Origin of the sequence: Stenotrophomonas sp. Y-13 (genome assembly GCF_046267925.1) — a bacterium.
GTDB lineage: Bacteria > Pseudomonadota > Gammaproteobacteria > Xanthomonadales > Xanthomonadaceae > Stenotrophomonas > Stenotrophomonas acidaminiphila_A.
Window position 1 is genome coordinate 2,856,572 of sequence record NZ_CP176501.1, and the last position, 20,014, is coordinate 2,876,585.

Genomic DNA, 20,014 nt, shown 5'->3' on the forward strand with positions numbered 1-20,014 from the left:
CTTGATCTCGAAAACGCGCCGACTGTAACGACTCGACCCTGCCTTGTGAATCGGAAAATTCCCGCCCCCCCGCCCCGCATGGAGCTAGAGGTGTTACCGGCCTGATCCAATGCCGGACCGGCACAGCCACGTCCCCGGCGGGCAGGCAGCATCCACCGATGCACGGCATCGGGCCCCACCGGGCGCGCTGCCCGCTCGCCGGTCACTCCCCCCAGGGAGCGTAGAACCGCAGCCCGCGTCGCGCTTCCCCAGGACCGCATGCGTCCGCTGACACCACGCGGGCGGGAAAGCCGCTGGTCGCGACTTTCCCGGACGCCATCGTCAACGCGAAGCGACGTAGGCGGCGATCGCCTCGCGCACCCGCTTGAGGCCCTCGGCCAGTTCCTCGTCGGTGATGTTCAGCGGCGGCACGAAGCGCAGCACGCTGGTGCCAGCCTGCAGGATCAGCACCTGCTTTTCGGCGGCCAGGTCGAGCAGCGCGCCGATATCGGCCACGTACTCCGGCTTGAGCACCGCGCCGATCATCAGGCCCATGCCGCGCACCTGCTCGAACACGCCGAACTCGGCGCCGATCGCTTCCAGCCCGGCCTTGAGCGCGGCCGACTGCCGGGCCACGTTGGCCTTGATTCCCTCCGAGGCCAGGGTGCGCAGCGCCACCCGCGCCACCGCCGCGGCCAGCGGGTTGCCGCCGAAGGTGGTGCCGTGGGCGCCGACGCCCATGACCTCGGCCACCTTCGGGCCGGCCAGCATGGCGCCGACCGGGAAGCCGCCGCCCAGCGCCTTGGCCAGGCTGACGATGTCCGGGGTCACGCCCCAGTTCCAGTGCGCGAACAGCTCGCCGGTGCGGCCCATGCCCACCTGGATCTCGTCCAGCACCAGCAGCGCGTCGTGCTGGTCGCACAGCTCGCGGGCACGGCGCATGAACTCGGCCGAGGCCGGCATCACCCCGCCCTCGCCCTGCACCGGCTCGAACATCACCGCGGCCACGTCGCCGCCGGCCATGGCCGCTTCCAGCTGAGCCACGTCGTTGAAATCGGCATAGCGGAAGCCACCGGGCAGCGGCTCGTAGCCTTCCTGGTACTTGGGCTGGGCGGTGGCGGTCACCGTGGCCAGGGTGCGGCCATGGAAGCTGCCGCGGAAGGTGACGATGACCCGCTTCTCCGGCGGCCGGCCCTGTGCCGCGGCCCACTTGCGCACCAGCTTGATCGCCACCTCGTTGGCCTCGGCGCCGGAGTTGCACAGGAACACGCGGCTGGCGAAGCGCGAGGCCTGCACCAGCTCCTGCGCCAGGTGCAGCGGCGGCTCGCTGTAGAACATGTTGCTGGTGTGCCAGAGCTTGTCGGCCTGGGCCAGCAGCGCGGCCTTCAGTTCCGGGTTGTTGTGGCCGAGGCTGCACACCGCGATGCCGGCCGCCAGGTCGATGAACTCGCGCCCCTGCGTATCCCAGAGCCGCGCCCCCTGGCCACGCTCGAGCACGAGCTGGCGGGGCCGGTACACCGGCAGGTAGTACTGCGACAGGGACAACAGCGGCTCGGCGACAGCGGTCATGGCGTTCCGGTAGTGGTAGTGGTGGGCGAAAGCCGCATTCTCCCCCATTACCCGGGCTGCGGCACAATAGCGCCATGCGACTGTTCTCCACCCCGCAGCTGAACCCCGCGTCCGAGACGGGCTGGCGCCGCCGCTGGTTCGACATCATCCACCGGCGCGACACCCGCCCCTCGCGCAACTTCGACCTGCTGCTGGTCTACGCCATCGTCGCCAGCGTCACGGTGGTGATGTTCGACAGCGTGCAGCACATCCACGCCGCCTGGGCATCGTGGTTCTACGTGGTCGAATGGGGGTTCACCCTGCTGTTCACCGCCGAATACGTGCTGCGGCTGCTGGTGGTGCGGCGGCCGCTGCGCTATGCGCTCAGCATCTGGGGGGTGATCGACCTGCTGGCGATCCTGCCCACCTATATCTCGCTGCTGCTGCCGGGCGCGCAGTCGCTGCTGGTGGTGCGCGCGCTGCGCATCCTGCGCGTGTTCCGCATCCTCAAGCTGACCCGCTACATCGAGGAAAGCGGCATCCTGATGCAGGCGCTGTGGCGCAGCCGCCGCAAGATCCTGCTGTTCCTGTCGATGGTGGTCACCATCGCGATCATCGCCGGCTCGCTGATGTACGTGATCGAGGGCCCGAGCCACGGCTTCAGCAGCATCCCGGCCAGCATGTACTGGGCGGTGGTGACCATGGCCACGGTCGGTTTCGGCGACATCGTGCCGCAGACCACGCTGGGGCGCTTCGTCACCTCGGTGCTGATCCTGATCGGCTACAGCATCATCGCCGTGCCCACCGGCATCTACACCGCCGAACTGGCCAACGGCATGCGCCAGGCCGAAGCCTGGCGCCGCCGCCGCGACGACCGCGGCTGCATCGTCTGCGGCCACGAGGGCCACGAGCAGGAGGCCCGCTACTGCAACCGCTGCGGGCATGAACTGCCCGAGCCGCTGGAACCGTGACCGGCATGGCCGCGGGCACGCGCCCACGGCCACTGCGGCGTTTCAGTCCAGGAACAGGTCGGGCAGCAGCGCCCGCGCGGGATCGACCGCGTAGCCGGACAGGTCGCTGACCCCGGCCTGCGCCAGCACCTCGTCGTCGATCAGGAACTGGCCACTGAAGCCGGCCGCTTCGCGCACCAGCACCGCGTGCGCGGCATCGGCCATGATCTCCGGGCGGCGGCAGCCGCCCGCATCGACCCCGGGAATCATGTTGATCGCGTCCGTGGCGATGACCGTGCGCGGCCACAGCGCATTGACCGCCACGCCCTGCGGGCCGAACTCGGCGGCCAGGCCCAGGGTCACGAAGCTCATGCCCATCTTGGCCAGGGTATAGCCGGTATGCGGCCGCCACCATTTCGGGTCCAGGCTCGGCGGCGGCGCCAGGGTCAGGATGTGCGGGTTCGGCGCCTGCAGCAGGTGCGGCAGGCACGCCTGCGCGCACAGGAAACTGCCGCGCGCATTGACCTGCTGCATCAGGTCGAAGCGTTTCATCGGCGTGTCCAGCGTGCCCCGCAGCCAGATCGCCGAGGCGTTGTTGACCAGGATGTCGATGCCGCCGAAGGTGTCGACCGTGGCCGCCACCGCCGCGCGTACCTGGTCTTCCTCGCGGATGTCGCACTTCAGCGCCAGGCCGCGGCCACCGGCCGCGTTGACCGCTTCCACGGCGCTGTGGATGGTGCCGGGCAGCTTGGGGTTGGGCACCGCCGACTTGGCGGCGATGGCGACGTTGGCGCCGTCGCGCGCGGCGCGCAGCGCGATCGCCAGGCCGATGCCGCGCGAGGCGCCGGTGATGAAAAGGGTCTTGCCTTGCAGGGTGCTCATGCGCGACTCCGCGATACCGATGGAAGCGGAGCGCATTATGCGCCACCGGCGCGACCGCCCCTGCCGGCGCCGCGCGAACACCTGCGGTTAATCCGCGATGTCGATACTGGCGCCCTTCCACAGCCGTCGTGCGTTGCCATGAAATCCCTGCCTGTCGTCGTTTCCCTGCTGCTCGCCTTGTCCATGTCCGCCTGCCAGGAGCGAACCGCGCCGCCCGGCGAGGCGACGCACCCGCGCGACGTCGCCGGGCAGACCACCGGCCTGGGCAACGGCGATGCCACGCCGGTGCGGATCGATGCCAGCGCGGTATGGAGCGGGGCGACCGACCGCTGCCGCCAGGCGGCCACGCCCGGTGGCGACCACTGCGTGGTCGAAGCCATGCGCGGCGCCGGCGCGACACCGGCCGCGATCGCCGCCGCGCAGCGCCTGGCGGCACAGGGCGAATCCGGTTATGTCAGCGCCTGGGACGACCAGTCCGGGGTGGGCGTGGCGACCCTGGAGTTCCCGCTGCGCGCCAACACCAACCAGGGCACCTGGCTGGTGGATGCCAACGGACGCACCATCGACGTGGATGCGGATGTGCTGCCGGACAGTGCCCGCACCGGGGCGCAGGCCCGCGCATTCTTCGACAGGCACCCGGAGGCGGTACCGTTCGCACCGGCGCAAGCTGCCGGCACCGCGCCGCTGGCCGACGGCGGCGTGCGCCTGCTGTACGCCACGCCGCTGCGCGGCTGCCATGCCTGCGCCGACGACGGCATGCTCACCCTGGGCTACGACTTCGACGCCCAGCGCCGCTACATCGGCAGGCAGGTGGTGGAGGTGCGCTGAGCCATGAGGTCGCCCTGTCCGGTCGACGCAGGCCAGCCCCACAACGCCCCCCTCCAGCGAACCCACCGTAGAACGGGCCCTGCCCCGCCGTGGATTTCCCGGCAGCCCCCAGCGGGGCACGCCCATCTCCACGCGCATTGCCAATGTGATGGCGCCCAGCCCTCCTTTGTATCAAGGGGGGCGCGCCAAAGGCGCGGGGGATAGGCCGGCAAGGCGTCGGGGCCCAACGTTCTGCCGTGCGGAACTTTGGGACGCAGCCCGCTGCGCGGGCTGCGTCACATCTTCGGGCCCTGCCCCTCGTTGTCTTCCCAGTGCAGGATGCGCCGGGTCACGAAGCGGTACACCGGCTTGCCGGTGGCGAACCACAGTTCGCGCACCCACGAATGGCGCTTGAGCAGGCGCAGTTCCACCGGGGTCAGCGCCTGCCGGCAGTACATGCGCTTGTGCTTGAGCAGATGGCGCAGGTCCTCGCGCGCGAGCAGGCGCATCCAGCGCGAGCGCGGGTCGCCGCAGACCGCGAGCTGGAAGTCGATCAGCGCCGGCGAGCCATCGGCGCGCACCAGCCAGTTGGCTTCCTTGGCCAGGTCGTTGTGGGCGATGCCCTGCCGGTGCACCTGCTGCAGCAGGCGGCGCGCGGCATGGAACCAGGCCACGTCGCCACGCGGCGGGCGCAGGTGCATGGCCGCGCCCTCCATGTAGCTGCGGTCCAGCCAGCGCCCGTCCCAGCGCAGCAGCCGCGGGGTCGCCTCCATTCCGCCCAGCCTGGCCAGCGCGCGCGCCTCGCGCCGCGCCAGCCACCACGCCGGCAGCCGCAGCCACCACGGGGTGGCGCCCAGATCGCGGCGCACGAAGCGGCGGCCGCCCTCGCACACCACCAGGATGCGGCCGAAGCTGTCGGATTTGAGGATCTGGACGCCGTCGTCGTGGGAAATGGCCATCAGCGCCATTCTAGCCGCTGGCACCCGCCGCCCAGGCGCGCGGCGACGCGGCGTCGCATTACCTGCATGGCCGCTGTCCGGAACCCCGGCGCAGGGCAGCGGTCAGACCCCCACGCCCTTTTATAATCCCGCGATGCAACCTTCCTGGATCGACTCTCTCCTGGCCTGGATCGCCGCACACCCGGTGCTGGCCGGCGGTGCCGTCTTCGCCATCGCCTTCTGCGACGCGGTGATCATCCTCGGCGCGATCGTGCCGGCATTGCCGCTGATGATCGCCGTCGGCGTGCTGATCGGCATGGGCGAGATTTCCGGCCCGTATGCGGTGGCCTGCGCCGCGCTGGGGGCGTTCTGCGGCGACGGCCTGAGCTACTGGGTCGGCCGCCGCTGGGGCGACCGCCTGCGCGGGGTATGGCCGTTCAGCCGCTACCCGCAGCTGCTGGAACGCGGCGAACTGCTGTTCAGGCGCAACGCCTTCAAGAGCATCCTGGTGGCGCGCTACGTCGGCGCGATCCGCCCGTTCGTGCCGGCCATCGCCGGCATGGCGAAGATGCCGCTGGCGCGCTACGCGCAGCCCAGCGCGGTGGCCAGCCTGTCGTGGGCGGTGCTGTTCCTGCTGCCCGGCTGGGCGCTGGGCCAGGCCTACGACGCGGTGGCGGCGGTGGCCGGGCGGCTGTTCGTGGTGGTAGCCCTGCTCGGGGTGATGCTGGGGCTGGTGTGGGCCATCGTGCTGTACGGCTACCGCTGGTCGGCCGCGCGCATGGACGGCTGGCTGGCGCGCCTGCTGCGCTGGTCGCAGCGCCATCCGCACCTGCTCGGCCGCTACTGGAACGACCTGTTCGACCCGCGCCGGCGCGAGTCGGTACCGCTGGCGATGCTGGCACTGATGCTGCTGTTGCTGGGCTGGGGCTGGTTCGTACTGCTGATGGTGGTGGTCGGCCATGGCGAGCCACTGTCGCTGGACCTGGCGGTGCACCAGCTGATGCTGGCGCTGCGCAACCCGCTGGCCGACTACCCGATGGCGGCGCTGGCCTCGCTGGGCGACTGGCAGGTGCTGTTGCCGGCGATCGCCGCCGGCATGGGCTACCTGTGCTGGCGCCGGCGCTGGATGGCCGCCGCGCACTGGCTGGCGGCGCTGGCCTTCGGCCTGGCGCTGACCAAGCTGCTGGGCACCACCGTGGACGTGGTGCGGCCACCGGCCGCCAGCAGCGGCTTCGGCTTCCCGTCGGTGTCGGTGACCATGGCCACCATCACCTTCGGTTTCTTCGCGGTGCTGATCAGCCGCGAGCTGCCCGGGCGCACCCGGGTGTGGCCGTACCTGGTGTCGGGCATCGTGGTCACGATCATTGGTTTTGCCCGCCTGTACCTGGGCGCACACTGGCTGAGCGATGTCATCGGCGGCATGTTGTTCGGCATTTTCTGGCTGCTGGTGCTGGGCATCGCCTACCGCCGCCGCTTCAACCGCTCGTTCTGGGTCAAGCCGGTGACGTGGCTGTTCTATGGCGTCTTCCTGCTGGCCGGGTTCTGGTACGCGCCACGCAACGTGGTGGCCAAGCTGGCCAAGTTCGAACCGGCGGCCGAGGCACCGCGGACGATGGACATGGCGGTGTGGTGGCAGGACGGCTGGCGCGAGCTGCCGGCACGCCGCAACGAATTCGACGACGACCAGCGCTGGCCGCTGGACGTGCAGGTGGCCGGGCCGCTGGCGCCGCTGCAGGCGCAACTGGAACGCCACGGCTGGCGGCTGCAGCCGCAGGCCGGCTGGCAGCAGGCCCTGACCATGCTGGACAGCAAGGCCACGCCGGACCAGGTACCGGTGCTGCCGGCGACGCTGGACACCCATGTCGAATCGCTGCTGATGCTGCGCCGGGGCGCGCGCCCGGACGAACTGCATGCGCTGCGCCTGTGGCCGGCGCCGGTACGGCTGCAGCCGGGCCAGGCGCCGCTGTGGCTGGGCAGCGCGCAGACCCTGCGGTTCCAGCGCCACTTCAAACTGTTCGGGCTGTGGCTGCCGCTGCGCGGGGTGGACCCGGCGCTGGCGGCGGTGACGCAATCGCTGGACGGCATGCAGACCCGTACCCAGGCCATGCCCGAAAACGGGATGCAGTTGTTGATGATCCGCAGCGAACCGCAACCGTAGCGGCGGGCGTCGTCCCTCCCGCCCTCCGTAGATGCAGGGCTTGCCCTGCATCAAGCCTTCCCGGTAAAGCCCCGTGCCGGGCGAGCCCGGCACCTACGCGTACCGGTGCAATTCCCGCACCCCGTAGATGCAGGGCTTGCCCTGCATCAAGCCTTCCCGGTGAAGCCCCGTGCCGGGCGAGCCCGGCACCTACGCGCACCGGTGCAATTCCCGCACCCCGTAGATGCAGGGCTTGCCCGGCATCAAGCCTTCCTGGTGAAGCCCCGTGCCGGGCAAGCCCGGCACCTACGCGCACCGCCGCAATTTGCGCCCTCCGTAGATGCAGGGCTTGCCCTGCATCAAGCCTTCCCGGTGAAGCCCCGTGCCGGGCGAGCCCGGCACCTACGCGCACCGCCGCAATTTGCGCCCTCCGTAGATGCAGGGCTTGCCCTGCATCAAGCCTCCCGGTGAAGCCCCGTGCCGGGCAAGCCCGGCACCTACGCGCAGCGGTGCAATTCCCGCACCCCGTAGATGCAGGGCTTGCCCGGCATCAAGCCTTCCCGGTGAAGCCCCGTGCCGGGCAAGCCCGGCACCTACGCGCAGCGCCGCAATTTGCGCTCTCCGCAGATGCAGGGCTTGCCCTGCATCAAGCCTTCCCGGTGAAGCCCCGTGCCGGGCAAGCCCGGCACCTACGCGTACCGGTGCAATTCGCGCTCTGCGTAGATGCAGGGCTTGCCCTGCATGAAGCCTTCCCGGTAATGCCCCGTGCCGGGCAAGCCCGGCACCTACGCGCAGCGCCGCAATTCCCGCTTTCCGTAGATGCAGGGCTTGCCCTGCATCAAGCCTTCCCGGTAAAGCCCCGTGCCGGGCAAGCCCGGCACCTACGCGCAGCGGTGCAATTCCCGCGCTGCGTAGAGGCGGGGCTTGCCCTGCATCAAGCCTCCCGGTGAAGCCCCGTGCCGGGCGAGCCCGGCACCTACGCGCAGCGGTGTAATTTCCGCGCTGCGTAGAGGCGGGGCTTGCCCCGCCTCTACAGGTCGGATTCCGGCGGCGGCTCGAAATCGGGGATCCAGGTGAGCAGTTGCTCCAGCCGCCGGTGCGGGTCGTCTTCCTGCAGCAGCACCAGCCGCTGCGCTTCGTCCAGCGGCAGCAGTTCGGCCAGTCGCCAGCCCACCCATGCCGCCTGGTCCAGCTGCGCCGGACCGGCGCCGGCGAACTCGCCCCCGGCCTGCTCCAAGATGCGTTCCAGCAGCAGGCCCAGCAGCGCATGCTCCGGGCGCAGCTCGTCGTCGTGGTCCGGCTCGCGCCAGTGGATCTCGCCCACCACCAGGCCGTTGTCGCGCACCCGCGTGCGCGCGACGTGGAAACGGCGGCCGCCGCGCAGGCGCAGTTGCAGCACGCCGTCGGCGCCGACATCGAAATCCTCGACCAGCGCCTCCACGCCCCAGGCCGCGGGCGTAGCCGGCGCACCGACTTCTTCGCCGTCCAGGATCAGGCAGATGCCGAAGGTGCTGCCATGGCGGCCGCATTCGCGCAGCAGGTCCAGGTAGCGCGGCTCGAACACGCGCAGGCCGAGCGCGGCGCCGGGCAGCAGTACGGCATGCAGCGGGAACAGGGACAGGGTCTGCGTGTCGGTCATCGGCCGGGCCAGGCTCCGGAAACGGGGGAGTCGCGGACGAGGGTAGCGCATGACCGTCGCGCCCCCCGCGCCGCGACGGGTCGCGGCATCAGCCCTGCAGCTGCGCCAGGAAGCGGCGCGGCGCGCCGTCGAAGCCGCCGTTGGACATGAACACCACATGGTCGCCGTCGCGTACCGCTTCGCCCAGCCGCGCCAGCAGCGCATCGGTATCGGCCACCGCCTGCGCCTGCCCACGTACCGCCGCGATCACCGCGGCCGCATCCCATGGCAGCTCGGGGCGGGCCAGGAACACCACCGCGTCGGCGATGTCCAGCGACGGCGCCAGCGCCGCGGCATGCGCGCCCAGCCGCATCGAATTGCTGCGCGGCTCCATCGCCACCACGATCCGCGCCGCCCCGACCTTCGCGCGCAGTCCTTGCAACGTGGTGTGGATGGCGGTGGGATGGTGCGCGAAATCGTCGTAGACGGTCACGCCGCGCGCCTGCCCGATCACCTCCAGGCGGCGCTTGACGCTGTGGAAGCCGGCCAGCGCCGGCGCCACCGCGGCCACGTCCACGCCCACCGCATGCGCGGCGGCCAGCGCGGCCAGGCCGTTGAGCACGTTGTGCCGCCCCAGCAGCGGCCAGCGCACCTGCGCCACGTCCACGCCCTGGTGCAGCACCGCGAACGCGCTGCCGTCCGGTTCGACCAGGCGCGCGCTCCATTCCAGCGCGGGGTCGAACCCGAAGCGCTCCACCGGCGTCCAGCAGCCCATTGCCAGCACCTCGGCCAGGCGCGCGTCCTCGCCGTTGACGATCAGCCGGCCGCGCCCGGGCACGGTGCGCACCAGGTGGTGGAACTGGCGCTGGATCGCGGCCACGTCGGGGAAGATGTCGGCGTGGTCGTATTCCAGGTTGTTGAGGATCGCCACCAGCGGCCGGTAGTGGACGAACTTGCTGCGCTTGTCGAAAAACGCGGTGTCGTACTCGTCGGCCTCGACCACGAACTCGCGGCCGCTGCCCAGGCGCGCCGACACGCCGAAGTCCTCGGCCACGCCACCGATCAGGAAGCCCGGCTCGCGCCCGGCGGCCTGCAGCAGGAAGGCCAGGATGGTGGTCGTGGTGGTCTTGCCGTGGGTACCGGCCACGGCCAGCGTGTCACGGCCCGGCAGTACGTTTTCGGCCAGCCACTGCGCGCCGCTGGTGTAGCGCCGGCCGGCGTCCAGCACCGCCTCCACCGCGGGGTTGCCGCGCGACAGCGCGTTGCCGATCACGACCTCGTCGCAGTCGGCGCCGATGTTGCCGGGCAGGTAGCCCTGGGCCAGGCTGATGCCCAGCGTTTCCAGTTGGGTGGACATGGGCGGGTACACCGCCTGGTCGCTGCCTTCGACCGTGTGGCCGAGTTCGCGGGCCAGGGCGGCCACGCCGCCCATGAAAGTACCGGCGATGCCGAGGATATGGTGCTTGCTCATGCGCCGATTGTCGCCGATGCGCCGGCGCGCGGGTATGTCACCCCGGCATTACCCTTACCGACGTGTAGGGAAAACTCCTATACCACCCGGGGGCATTCATACCGAGAATGCACGGGCCAGCCGCAGTATCCCTCAGGTCCTACTCCCCAAGAGGCCATCCCCAGGGAGCTCATGCTGCGGGGCTCTGAGCACGCCCACCTGCTGGCCCCTGCAACGACGAACGCCCCGGACCAGCCAATGGTCCGGGGCGTTCTTCATGCGCCCGCTCCGGCGCAGGTCCGGAGCGGAAAGCCGGGCATCAGCGCTTGATCGCCGCCAGGATGCGGGCCAGCACCTCGTCCAGCGCGCCGACGCCGTCGACCCGGGCCAGGGTGCCCTTGCCGGCGTAGAAGTCGATCACCGGCGCAGTGGAATCGTTGTAGACCTGCAGGCGCTGGCGCACCGATTCGGGGTTGTCGTCGGCGCGGCCCTGCTCCTTGGCGCGGCCGGCGATGCGCTCGACCAGCAGTTCGGTCGGCACGTCCAGCTGCACGATCGCGTCCAGCGGCTGCTGCAGGCGCGCCAGCAGTTCGCCCAGCGCGTTGGCCTGGGCCACGTTGCGCGGGTAACCGTCGAGGATGAAGCCGTTGGCGACGTCGGCCTGCGCCAGGCGCGCTTCGAGCATGCCCAGCAGGATGTCGTCGGACACCAGGTTGCCGGCGTCCATCACCGCCTTGGCCTGCTTGCCCAGCTCGGTGCCGGCGGCCACTTCGGCGCGCAGCAGGTCGCCGGTGGAGATGTGCGGAATCCCCAGCTCTTCCTTCAGGCGGGTCGCCTGCGTGCCCTTGCCCGAACCGGGCGGTCCCAACAGAACCAATCGCATTCCTGACTCCCTTGTATGTAGAGGACGTTTCTTTCAGGGACGGACAGCGGCGTTAGACTCATGGGCCGATTCACGCTGCACCGCAATAACGCAGCTTACCGCATCCGGCCAATGTCCCGGAAATGTCCCCCGCCCGGAGAACCCCGCCCATGTCCAAAGGTACCCTGCTCTACGCCCAGTCCGGTGGCGTGACCGCCGTCATCAACGCCACCGCCTCGGCGGTCATCGCCGAAGCCAGGGCGAAGAAAATCAAGGTGTTGGCGGCACGCAACGGCATCCTGGGCGCGCTGCGCGAGGACCTGGTCGACACCTCCCGCGAGTCGGCCGCGAGCATCGCCGCGCTGGCCCACACCCCGGGTGGCGCGTTCGGCTCGTGCCGCTACAAGCTCAAGTCGCTGGAAGCGGACCGCGCCCGCTACGAGCGCCTGCTGGACGTGTTGCGGGCGCACGACGTGCGCTGGTTCCTCTACAACGGCGGCAACGATTCGGCCGACACCGCGCTCAAGGTCTCGCAGCTGGCCCGCGAGTTCGGCTACCCGCTGACCTGCGTGGGCGTGCCCAAGACCATCGACAACGACCTGGCGGTCACCGACACCTGCCCCGGCTTCGGCTCGGCGGCCAAGTACACCGCGGTGTCGGTGCGCGAGGCGGCGCTGGACGTGGCGGCGATGGCCGAGACCTCCACCCGGGTCTTCATCTACGAGGCGATGGGCCGCCATGCCGGCTGGCTGGCCGCCGCGGCCGGGCTGGCCGGGGAGAATCCCGACGAGGCACCGCAGATCATCCTGCTGCCGGAGCGCGCCTACGACGAAGCCGCCTTCCTGGCGAAAGTGAAGCAGGTGGTGGTGAAGGTGGGCTGGTGCGTGGTGGTCGCCAGCGAGGGCATCCAGGACGCCGACGGCCGCTTCGTCGCCGACGCTGGCGGCGCCACCGACTCCTTCGGCCATACCCAGCTCGGCGGCGTGGCCTCCTACCTGGCCGGCCGGGTCAAGGCCGAACTGGGCTACAAAGTGCACTGGACCCTGCCGGACTACCTGCAGCGCTCGGCCCGCCACGTCGCCTCGAAGACCGACTGGGAGCAGGCGCAGGCGGTGGGCAGGGCGGCGGTGCGGTTCGCGCTGGAAGGCCGCAATTCGGTGATGCCGGTGATCGTGCGTACCGGCGACGCGCCGTACCGCTGGAAGATCGAGGCCGCGCCGCTGTCCAGAGTGGCCAACCACGAGAAGAAGATGCCGGCCGGGTTCATCCGCCGCGACGGCTTCGGCATCACCGACAAGGCGCGCCGCTACCTGCAGCCGCTGATCCGCGGCGAAGCGCCGCTGCCATGGGGCCGCGACGGTCTGCCGAAGTACGTGACCCTGAAGAACGTGGCGGTCGCCAGGAAACTGCCGGTCTGGGAGGGCTGAGCCGGCAGCGCCCTGGCGTGCGTCGCGGTGACTTCAGGCAGGTGCGCGGCGGCACGCGCGGCATCATCGTGGCGCCGTGTTCCCCGCACAGGTACGACGCCATGACCCGCAGGATATTGATCGGCATGCTCGGCTTCCTTCTGGCCTGCCTGATCGGCGCCGCAGGCTATCGCCTGGGCCAGCACCTGGCCGGGGACGACGCGGCCCCCGCGCAGGCGGCGGCCTGAGCGGGCAACCGCGGGCGCGGCGACGCGTCCGCCTCAGCGGCAGGGCGTGCCCTGCAGGGTCATCCGCACCGCGAACGCGGGCAGCGATGCGAGTTTGCCGGCATCGGCCTGTTGCCGCGCTTCGCCCAGGTACACGCGCACCTGGCCCTGGCCGTCGCGGACCAGCGGTTGCTCGACCGGGCGCCGCCAGACTTCGACCACCGCCTGCTGGCCGGGGCAGGCCGCGGCCGGTATGCGGATGCGGTCGTTGAGCCGCCACCCGTCCTCGCCGGGCCGCACCCGGGCGAAGTCCAGCAGCGCCGCGCGCGGCTGGCAGCGCGCGTCGGTGCGTACCGGCTGCATGGCGTAGGGTGCGTCGGCCTGGCCGGTGAAGCGGCCTTCGATACGCACGCAGGCCTCGGGGATCTGGCGCACGGTATGTACCGCGCCCACCGCCTGCGGCGTGCCCGGCGGGCGCTGGATTTCCGGTTGCGTGGCCGCCGGCGCCTGCGCGCCGGCAGCCAGCGGCAACAGCGCCAGCAACGGTATCGACCACTTTCCACGCCGCACTTTCATCGGCCCGCCTCGCGTCAGGGAAAGCCGCACGGTGCCAGCGCGGCGCTGAACGGCAAGGCAAGCGCGCCGGCCCGTGACAGTGAACGGCAGCTGACCCATACTCGCCGCAGCTCCAGGAAACGTTGAACACCGCGACACGTACCACGGCCGCTGCATGGCTCCGGGTCTGTTCCAGTGCTTCATCCCCGGCGTGTCCCGCGTTCAGCGCTGCTGGACGACATCCACCTGTGCTGGAGGGGTTCATGCTGGAACACTACGGTCTCGTCTTCGCGCTGGCCTGCGCGGTCATCGCCATCGCCTATGGTCTGTTCGCCGCCCGCTGGATATTGCGCCAGCCGGCCGGCAACGCACGCATGCAGGAAATCGCCTCGGCGATCCAGGAAGGCGCGCGCGCCTACCTCAACCGCCAGTACCTGACCATCGCCATCGCCGGCGTGGTGCTGTTCGTGCTGGTGGGCGTGTTCCTGAGCTGGTACACCGCGGTCGGCTTCGCGGTCGGCGCGGTGCTGTCCGGCATGGCCGGCTACATCGGCATGAATGTCTCGGTGCGCGCCAACGTGCGCACCGCCGAGGCCGCGCGCAACGGCATGGGCGCGGCGATGGACGTGGCCTTCAAGGGCGGCGCGATCACCGGCATGCTGGTGGTGGGGCTGGGCCTGCTGGGCGTGGCCGGCTACTACTTCGTGCTGCAGCAGCTGGGCCTGGCGCAGGCCGACAACCTGCACGCGCTGGTCGGGCTGGCGTTCGGCTCGTCGCTGATCTCGATCTTCGCGCGACTGGGCGGCGGCATCTTCACCAAGGGCGCGGACGTGGGCGCCGACCTGGTGGGCAAGGTCGAAGCCGGCATTCCCGAGGACGACCCGCGCAACCCGGCGGTGATCGCCGACAACGTCGGCGACAACGTCGGCGACTGCGCCGGCATGGCCGCCGACCTGTTCGAGACCTACGCGGTGACGGTGATCGCCACCATGCTGCTGGGCGGCATGATGATGGTGCCTGGCTCGGCCGACTTCGCTGGCAGGAACGCGGTGCTGTATCCGCTGGTACTGGGCGGCGTATCGATCCTCGCCTCGATCATCGGCGCGATGTTCGTCAAGGTCTCCGGCAGCAAGCCCAACATCATGGGCGCGCTGTACAAGGGCGTGATCGTCTCCGGCGTGCTGGCGGCGATCGCGTTCTACCCGATCACCACCGCGCTGATGGGCGACAACGCCCACGGCGCGATGAACCTCTACATCTGTGCCCTGATCGGCCTGCTGCTGACCGGGCTGATCGTGTGGATCACCGAGTACTACACCGGCACCCAGTACAAGCCGGTGCAGCACGTGGCCAAGGCCTCCACCACCGGCCATGGCACCAACATCATCGCCGGGCTGGGCGTGTCGATGAAGTCCACCGCGCTGCCGGTGGTGGCGGTGTGCGCGGCGATCTGGTTCGCCTACCTGCACGGCGGCCTGTACGGCATCGCCATCGCCGCCACCGCGATGCTGTCGATGGCCGGCATGATCGTCGCGCTCGACGCCTACGGGCCGATCACCGACAACGCCGGCGGCATCGCCGAGATGGCCGAGCTGCCGCCGGAGATCCGCGACATCACCGACCCGCTCGATGCGGTGGGCAACACCACCAAGGCGGTGACCAAGGGCTATGCGATCGGCTCGGCGGCGCTGGCCGCGCTGGTGCTGTTCGCCGACTACACCCACAACCTGCAGGCGGCACACCCGGGCAGGTCGTTCCTGTTCGACCTGTCCGACCACCGGGTGATCATCGGCCTGCTGGTCGGTGGCCTGATCCCCTACCTGTTCGGCGCGATGGCGATGGAGGCGGTGGGCCGCGCCGCCGGCGCGGTGGTCGAGGAAGTGCGCCGCCAGTTCCGCGAGATCGCCGGGATCATGGACGGCAGCGGCAAGCCGCAGTACGACAAGGCGGTGGACATGCTGACCCGCTCGGCCATCCGGGAAATGATCGTGCCGTCGCTGCTGCCGGTGGCGGTGCCGATCGTGGTCGGCCTGCTGCTCGGGCCCGAAGCGCTGGGCGGGCTGCTGATCGGCACCATCGTCACCGGCATCTTCGTGGCGATCTCGATGACCACCGGCGGCGGTGCCTGGGACAACGCCAAGAAATACATCGAGGACGGCCACTTCGGCGGCAAGGGCAGCGAGGCGCACAAGGCCGCGGTGACCGGCGACACCGTCGGCGACCCCTACAAGGACACGGCCGGCCCGGCGATCAACCCGCTGATCAAGATCATCAACATCGTGGCGCTGCTGCTGGTGCCGCTGCTGTAACCGGCGCCCGCTTCCCGCGCTGCGCTGCGCTTCCCCCGATCCGCGGCGGAAGGGCAGCGCAGCCGGGCGCTGGCCCCGCAGCCGCGGCCAGGACATCGCCGCCCGCTGCCGGTGCCACGCCGGGGCACACCCCGGATCAGGCCGCGGCCCGCGGCCCGCGGCACGGGGTGCACCGCAGCGGCCCGACGCACGCGGTTCAGCGCGCGCGTGGCCGCTTCACCGCATGCACCCGCCCGCTGCGGCCGCCGCCGCAATAGAACAGGTCGCCGCCGTCGGCCTCCAGGCCGCTGACGCTGATGCCCGGCGGCATGCGCAGGCGTTCCAGTACGGTGCCGTCCTGCGGATCGACACGGCGGATGTCGCTCTCCTCGCCCTCGCCGGTGCCGTGCCACAGCTGGCCATCGACCCAGGTGACGCCGGTGACGAAGCGATCCGATTCGATGGTGCGCAGGACCGTGCCGTCGGCCGGATCGATCTGGTGGATCCGGCGCTGGCGGCACTGGCCCACCCACAGGCTGCCCTCTGCCCAGGCCATGCCGGAATCGGCACCGGCGCCGGGCGCGGGGATCGAGGACAGCACCCGCCCGCTGCGCGGGTCGATCTTGTCGATGCGCGCTTCGGCGATCTGGTACAGGTGGGTGCCGTCGAAGGCGGTGCCGGCATCGCACGGCAGGGCCAGGGTGCGGACCAGCGCGCCATCGCGCGGGTCGAAGGCCACCAGCGCCGCGCCGGTGGCGGCCCACACGTTGTGGCCGTCGAAGCTCACGCCGTGGATGCAATCGGCGTCGGCGAACGGGCCGTAGTCGCGTACCACTTCGGCCGGGCGGACCGGGGTGGCGGCCACACCGGGGTCAGGATTTCCTGTGTTCACTGCTGCGCTCTCCTGGCACATCGGGGATTCGGTGCCTGCCGATGACCCTAGTCAACCGGCAGCGCGGCGGGGAGTAACAAGATCGTCGTGAATCCACCGGGCGGCAGCGACCACCAGCGCTGCGCGCGGCCGCGTCCGCGCGAACGCACGCGCCCGGCCGCCTCCAGCTCAACCAGCGCCCTCTGCACGTTGCGCTGGCTGCCGCCCAGTGCCAGGGCCAGCGCCGAGGTGGGCCAGCCGGCGCCATCGGCGAGCAGCGCCACGAGCGCGGCCTGGGCGCCCTCGAACGGCGGCGCCAGCACCCTCACCGTATCCGTGGCATGCGGCACCAGCCGGAATCCGCGGGGTGTCGCTTCGATGCCGGCCACCGCCGCGACCAGCGCGCGCAGGCGGCCGATTTCCACCCGCAGCCGCGCGCGCAGGCTGTCGTCGCGGTGGCGCATGCCGAATACGCGGGCGACCAGCGCGTCGCGCTCGACATCGCCCGGCCACGCTTCGGCCAGCGCACGGGCCAGGGCGAGCAGTACCGGGCGCCGCACCAGCGAGTGCCAGCGGCCGCCCTGCCGCACGCCCCGGCGGCAGCCATCCACGACCAGCGCGCCGGACGCCAGCAGGGCCTGCACCTGCCCGATCCGCAGCGGCACGTCCACGCCGCCACCGAGGCAACGCGCGGCGGGCTGCTCCAGTTCCGCGCGGGCGGCGGCGACTTCCGCCTGCAGCGCGGCAATGCCGGCCGCACCCGCGGCCACGTCCGCGGCCTCGAGCGCCGCGCACGCCTCAGCCACCCGCAGCGCACGCAGCGCCAGCGCCGCGGCGGTCAGCCCGGCCATCGCCGCCAGCGCCGGCGGCATCCGCTGGCCGTCCAGGCGCGACAGCGCCTCGGCGGCCTGCGGCAGCCTGCCGAGCAGCAGCCAGCGGCGCGCCAGGATCAACCAGGCCTGCAGTGCATTGCCCTGGTCGCCATGCGCCTGCAGCTGCGTCGCCAGCGCACGCAGCGGCGCCGGCGAACCGCCGAGCTCGCGCATCGCCAGCGCCACCTCCGCGTCGGCCAGCGCGCAGCGCGCCCGCGACAGCCCCTCGTGCGTGCCGAAGCCGCGCCGCGCCCGGCGCAGCAGCCCGCGCGCGCGCGCCAGTTCGCCGAGCCGGGCCATGGCGATCCCGCGCAGGGCCAGCGCCGCCGGGTCCTCGCGCAGCGCCACGTGGTTGAGCGCGGCCAGGACATCGCCGCTGGCCAGGGCGCGCGCGGAGGCGGCGATCAGCGAATCCATGCCGGCAGGCTACCCGTCCGTGCCCCGGCCTGCACCCGGCCGGCCCAGGGGGACCGGCGCCGGTGGCCGCGCCGCCCGGCGGGCTTTGGTGCGCCGCACCAGCGGCAGGCGTAGAATGCCGCCTTTCTGTCAAACGCACGATTCGGAGCAGCGCATGGGTCTGGAACTCGTTTCCGCGGGCAAGAACCCCCCGGAAGAAATCAACGTCATCATCGAGATCCCGAAGGATTCGGAGCCGGTGAAGTACGAAGTGGACAAGGAATCGGGCGCGATCTTCGTCGACCGCATCCTCTCCACGCCGATGCGCTACCCCTGCAACTACGGCTATGTCCCCAGCACCCTGTGCGGCGACGGCGACCCGGCCGACGTGCTGGTGGTGCTGCCGCTGCCGCTGGTGCCCGGTTCGGTGGTGCGCTGCCGCCCGGTGGGCGTGCTGAAGATGAGCGACGAAGCCGGCAGCGACGAGAAGATCCTGGCCGTGCCGGTGGCCAAGATCTTCAGCGGCTATGGCCACGTCGAGGACATCGCCCAGGTGTCCAGCCACTGGCTGGAGCGCATCGGCCACTTCTTCGAGCACTACAAGGACCTGGAAAAGGGCAAGTGGGTCAAGATCGAAGGCTGGGGCGACGCCGCCGAGGCCAAGCGCATCCTGGTCCAGGCGCACGAGACCTTCGTGGCCAAGCAGGGCTGAGCCACGCCGGCGGCGGCGCCATGCCGCCGCCAGCGACGAGCATCACGTTTCATCCGCCAGGTGCATGACCGCGGCCGGGTGTTCCGCTACATTGACAGGCCGGGTTACCGGCCTGTTCCAGTTCGGCCGGACGGTTCCATTGGGGGAAATGTCTTGCGTATCCTGCTAGTCGGCGACGAAGCCAGCCTGTCGGCCGATCTCCTCGAGTACATCACCGACCTGGGCGAGGACTGGCAGGTCCAGAGCGCCCCGGACGGCAATGCCGCCATCGCCACGGTTGCGTCGAGCACGGTCGACGCGGTGATCGTCGCCCCGGCGCTGCCCGACCTCACGCCTGCCACCCTGCTCGGCCAGATCCGCACCCTGCGCCCGGAAACGATCCGCATCGCGCTGATCGAAGCCGCGCAGAGCCAGCGCGCGCCCTCGGCGCGCATCATCGGCGTGGCGCATCGGTTCCTGCCGCTGCCGCTGTCGCCGGAAGTGCTGCTGGAAGCGCTGACCAGCCTGGAGGAACTGCGCGACCTGCTGGACAGCCCGCGGCTGCGCGCCGCCATCGGCCGCATCGAGAAGCTGCCCTCGCCGCCGCACCTGTACCTGAGCCTGATGCACGCGCTGGAAGAGGACGAGAACAGCGACGCCAGCGACATCGCCAAGTTGGTCTCGGCCGACCCGGCGATCGCCGCCAAGGTGCTGCAACTGTCCAATTCCGCGTTCTTCAACAGCGGCCGGGCGATTTCCGACCTGCGCGGCGCGGTGACCCGGCTGGGCCTGTCCACGCTGCGCGACCTGGTGCTGGCCAGCGAGGTGTTCTCGGTGCCGTCGGTGTCCCCGGCCGAGCGCAACGCGCTGCAGGCCCGCGCCCTGGCCGCCTCGCGCCTGGCGGCGAAAATGCTGCCGTCCTCCAGCGCCGAGCTGGGTGCGACCGCGGCGCTGCTGGCCGACATCGGCCTGCTGCTGCCGGGCGTGCGCGACGCGCGCGAACCGGCGGCCGAGGGCGACGACCGGCCCGGCCACGACGAGGCCGGTGCCTACCTGCTGGGGCTGTGGGGGCTGCCGATGCCGATCATCGAGGCGGTGGCGTTCCACCTGCAGCCGCAGCGCTCGAACGTGCGCAGTTTCTGGGTCACCGGCGCGGTGCACGTGGCCACGGCCCTGGCCAGCGGCAACCCGGTGGACGAGGATTACCTGCAGCGTACCGCGGTGTTGCCGCGGCTGGAGGGCTGGCGCGAGATGGCCAGCGACCTCGCCGGGCTGTCCGCCATCGCCTGAGGCGGCCCCTACCCTGCATACCCCGGAACGGCCGCATCCCCTGCGGCCGTTTCCGTTTCCGTTTCCGCGTCTGGCTTCCCGCTTCCCGCGTCCGCACCTGTACCTACGGAAATTGCGGTCAAGGCGGCACCGGTAGCGTGCGACAGCGGCAACGGGCGCACGCGCGCATCCGCGCCAGCGCGGGCGGGCCGCGGGCGCGGCCTGCTGCCCGCGGACGCCCCCGGTTTGCGCAGGCGGCGCGCGCAAA

Annotated in this window: 17 protein-coding genes; 8 read left to right on the plus strand and 9 right to left on the minus strand. The window is 71.1% G+C overall.

Features of this window, described 5'->3' with window-relative positions; translation table 11 throughout:
- Positions 1 to 321: 321 nt before the first annotated feature.
- Positions 322 to 1,548: an acetylornithine transaminase gene (locus tag ACJ7VY_RS12950; protein ID WP_161615453.1), complete on the minus strand. Its 1,227-nt coding sequence runs from the start codon at positions 1,546 to 1,548 to the stop codon at positions 322 to 324.
- Positions 1,549 to 1,622: 74 nt separating this feature from the next.
- Here ACJ7VY_RS12950 and ACJ7VY_RS12955 point away from each other — a divergent pair, with 74 nt between their 5' ends.
- On the plus strand, positions 1,623 to 2,498 hold the full coding sequence (locus tag ACJ7VY_RS12955; RefSeq protein ID WP_104939493.1) for an ion transporter: 876 nt from the start codon (positions 1,623 to 1,625) through the stop codon (positions 2,496 to 2,498).
- Between the two features lie 42 nt (positions 2,499 to 2,540).
- Here ACJ7VY_RS12955 and ACJ7VY_RS12960 read toward each other — a convergent pair whose 3' ends face one another.
- A complete protein-coding gene (locus ACJ7VY_RS12960; protein WP_409475771.1) occupies positions 2,541 to 3,359 on the minus strand; it encodes an SDR family oxidoreductase in 819 nt (272 codons plus the stop codon).
- Between the two features lie 138 nt (positions 3,360 to 3,497).
- Here ACJ7VY_RS12960 and ACJ7VY_RS12965 point away from each other — a divergent pair, with 138 nt between their 5' ends.
- On the plus strand, positions 3,498 to 4,187 hold the full coding sequence (locus ACJ7VY_RS12965; protein WP_409475772.1) for a hypothetical protein: 690 nt from the start codon (positions 3,498 to 3,500) through the stop codon (positions 4,185 to 4,187).
- Positions 4,188 to 4,462: 275 nt separating this feature from the next.
- On the opposite strand, the gene ACJ7VY_RS12970 is transcribed toward ACJ7VY_RS12965, so the two are convergent.
- Positions 4,463 to 5,125: a phosphotransferase gene (locus tag ACJ7VY_RS12970; RefSeq protein ID WP_104940259.1), complete on the minus strand. Its 663-nt coding sequence runs from the start codon at positions 5,123 to 5,125 to the stop codon at positions 4,463 to 4,465.
- A 133-nt stretch (positions 5,126 to 5,258) separates the two neighbouring features.
- Between ACJ7VY_RS12970 and ACJ7VY_RS12975 the strand changes: the two genes are divergently transcribed.
- Positions 5,259 to 7,262 (plus strand): VTT domain-containing protein, encoded by a 2,004-nt coding sequence (locus ACJ7VY_RS12975; RefSeq protein WP_409475773.1) that lies wholly within the window; start codon positions 5,259 to 5,261, stop codon positions 7,260 to 7,262.
- Positions 7,263 to 8,271: 1,009 nt separating this feature from the next.
- Here ACJ7VY_RS12975 and ACJ7VY_RS12980 read toward each other — a convergent pair.
- The 3 genes from ACJ7VY_RS12980 to ACJ7VY_RS12990 form a co-directional block, all read right to left on the minus strand.
- Positions 8,272 to 8,880 (minus strand): LON peptidase substrate-binding domain-containing protein, encoded by a 609-nt coding sequence (locus tag ACJ7VY_RS12980; RefSeq protein WP_313255827.1) that lies wholly within the window; start codon positions 8,878 to 8,880, stop codon positions 8,272 to 8,274.
- Positions 8,881 to 8,968: 88 nt separating this feature from the next.
- A complete protein-coding gene (gene mpl / locus ACJ7VY_RS12985; RefSeq protein ID WP_409475774.1) occupies positions 8,969 to 10,330 on the minus strand; it encodes a UDP-N-acetylmuramate:L-alanyl-gamma-D-glutamyl-meso-diaminopimelate ligase in 1,362 nt (453 codons plus the stop codon).
- Between the two features lie 298 nt (positions 10,331 to 10,628).
- Entirely contained in the window at positions 10,629 to 11,192 is a 564-nt protein-coding gene (locus ACJ7VY_RS12990) for an adenylate kinase (protein ID WP_104939499.1), read from the minus strand.
- Positions 11,193 to 11,341: 149 nt separating this feature from the next.
- Here ACJ7VY_RS12990 and ACJ7VY_RS12995 point away from each other — a divergent pair, with 149 nt between their 5' ends.
- Together ACJ7VY_RS12995 and ACJ7VY_RS13000 are read left to right on the plus strand one after the other, a co-directional pair.
- The gene (locus ACJ7VY_RS12995; RefSeq protein ID WP_409475775.1) at positions 11,342 to 12,598 is read left to right on the plus strand and encodes a 6-phosphofructokinase; all 1,257 of its coding nucleotides are present in this window, start codon (positions 11,342 to 11,344) and stop codon (positions 12,596 to 12,598) included.
- A gap of 101 nt (positions 12,599 to 12,699) precedes the next feature.
- The gene (locus ACJ7VY_RS13000; protein WP_293765449.1) at positions 12,700 to 12,825 is read left to right on the plus strand and encodes a hypothetical protein; all 126 of its coding nucleotides are present in this window, start codon (positions 12,700 to 12,702) and stop codon (positions 12,823 to 12,825) included.
- A gap of 33 nt (positions 12,826 to 12,858) precedes the next feature.
- On the opposite strand, the gene ACJ7VY_RS13005 is transcribed toward ACJ7VY_RS13000, so the two are convergent.
- On the minus strand, positions 12,859 to 13,380 hold the full coding sequence (locus ACJ7VY_RS13005) for a hypothetical protein (RefSeq protein ID WP_161615446.1): 522 nt from the start codon (positions 13,378 to 13,380) through the stop codon (positions 12,859 to 12,861).
- A gap of 242 nt (positions 13,381 to 13,622) precedes the next feature.
- Between ACJ7VY_RS13005 and ACJ7VY_RS13010 the strand changes: the two genes are divergently transcribed.
- Positions 13,623 to 15,668: a sodium-translocating pyrophosphatase gene (locus ACJ7VY_RS13010; protein ID WP_409475776.1), complete on the plus strand. Its 2,046-nt coding sequence runs from the start codon at positions 13,623 to 13,625 to the stop codon at positions 15,666 to 15,668.
- Positions 15,669 to 15,864: 196 nt separating this feature from the next.
- Here the strand turns inward: ACJ7VY_RS13010 and ACJ7VY_RS13015 are convergent, their stop codons facing one another.
- Both ACJ7VY_RS13015 and ACJ7VY_RS13020 read right to left on the minus strand, forming a co-directional pair.
- A complete protein-coding gene (locus ACJ7VY_RS13015; protein WP_161615444.1) occupies positions 15,865 to 16,539 on the minus strand; it encodes a glutaminyl-peptide cyclotransferase in 675 nt (224 codons plus the stop codon).
- A gap of 47 nt (positions 16,540 to 16,586) precedes the next feature.
- On the minus strand, positions 16,587 to 17,807 hold the full coding sequence (locus tag ACJ7VY_RS13020; protein ID WP_409475777.1) for a helix-turn-helix domain-containing protein: 1,221 nt from the start codon (positions 17,805 to 17,807) through the stop codon (positions 16,587 to 16,589).
- 154 nt (positions 17,808 to 17,961) lie between these two features.
- Here ACJ7VY_RS13020 and ppa point away from each other — a divergent pair, with 154 nt between their 5' ends.
- Positions 17,962 to 18,498 carry an inorganic diphosphatase gene (gene ppa, locus ACJ7VY_RS13025; RefSeq protein WP_161615496.1) on the plus strand — a complete coding sequence of 179 codons (537 nt, stop codon included), beginning with the start codon at positions 17,962 to 17,964 and terminating at the stop codon, positions 18,496 to 18,498.
- 153 nt (positions 18,499 to 18,651) lie between these two features.
- A complete protein-coding gene (locus ACJ7VY_RS13030) occupies positions 18,652 to 19,767 on the plus strand; it encodes an HDOD domain-containing protein (protein ID WP_293765059.1) in 1,116 nt (371 codons plus the stop codon).
- Positions 19,768 to 20,014 lie beyond the last annotated feature (247 nt).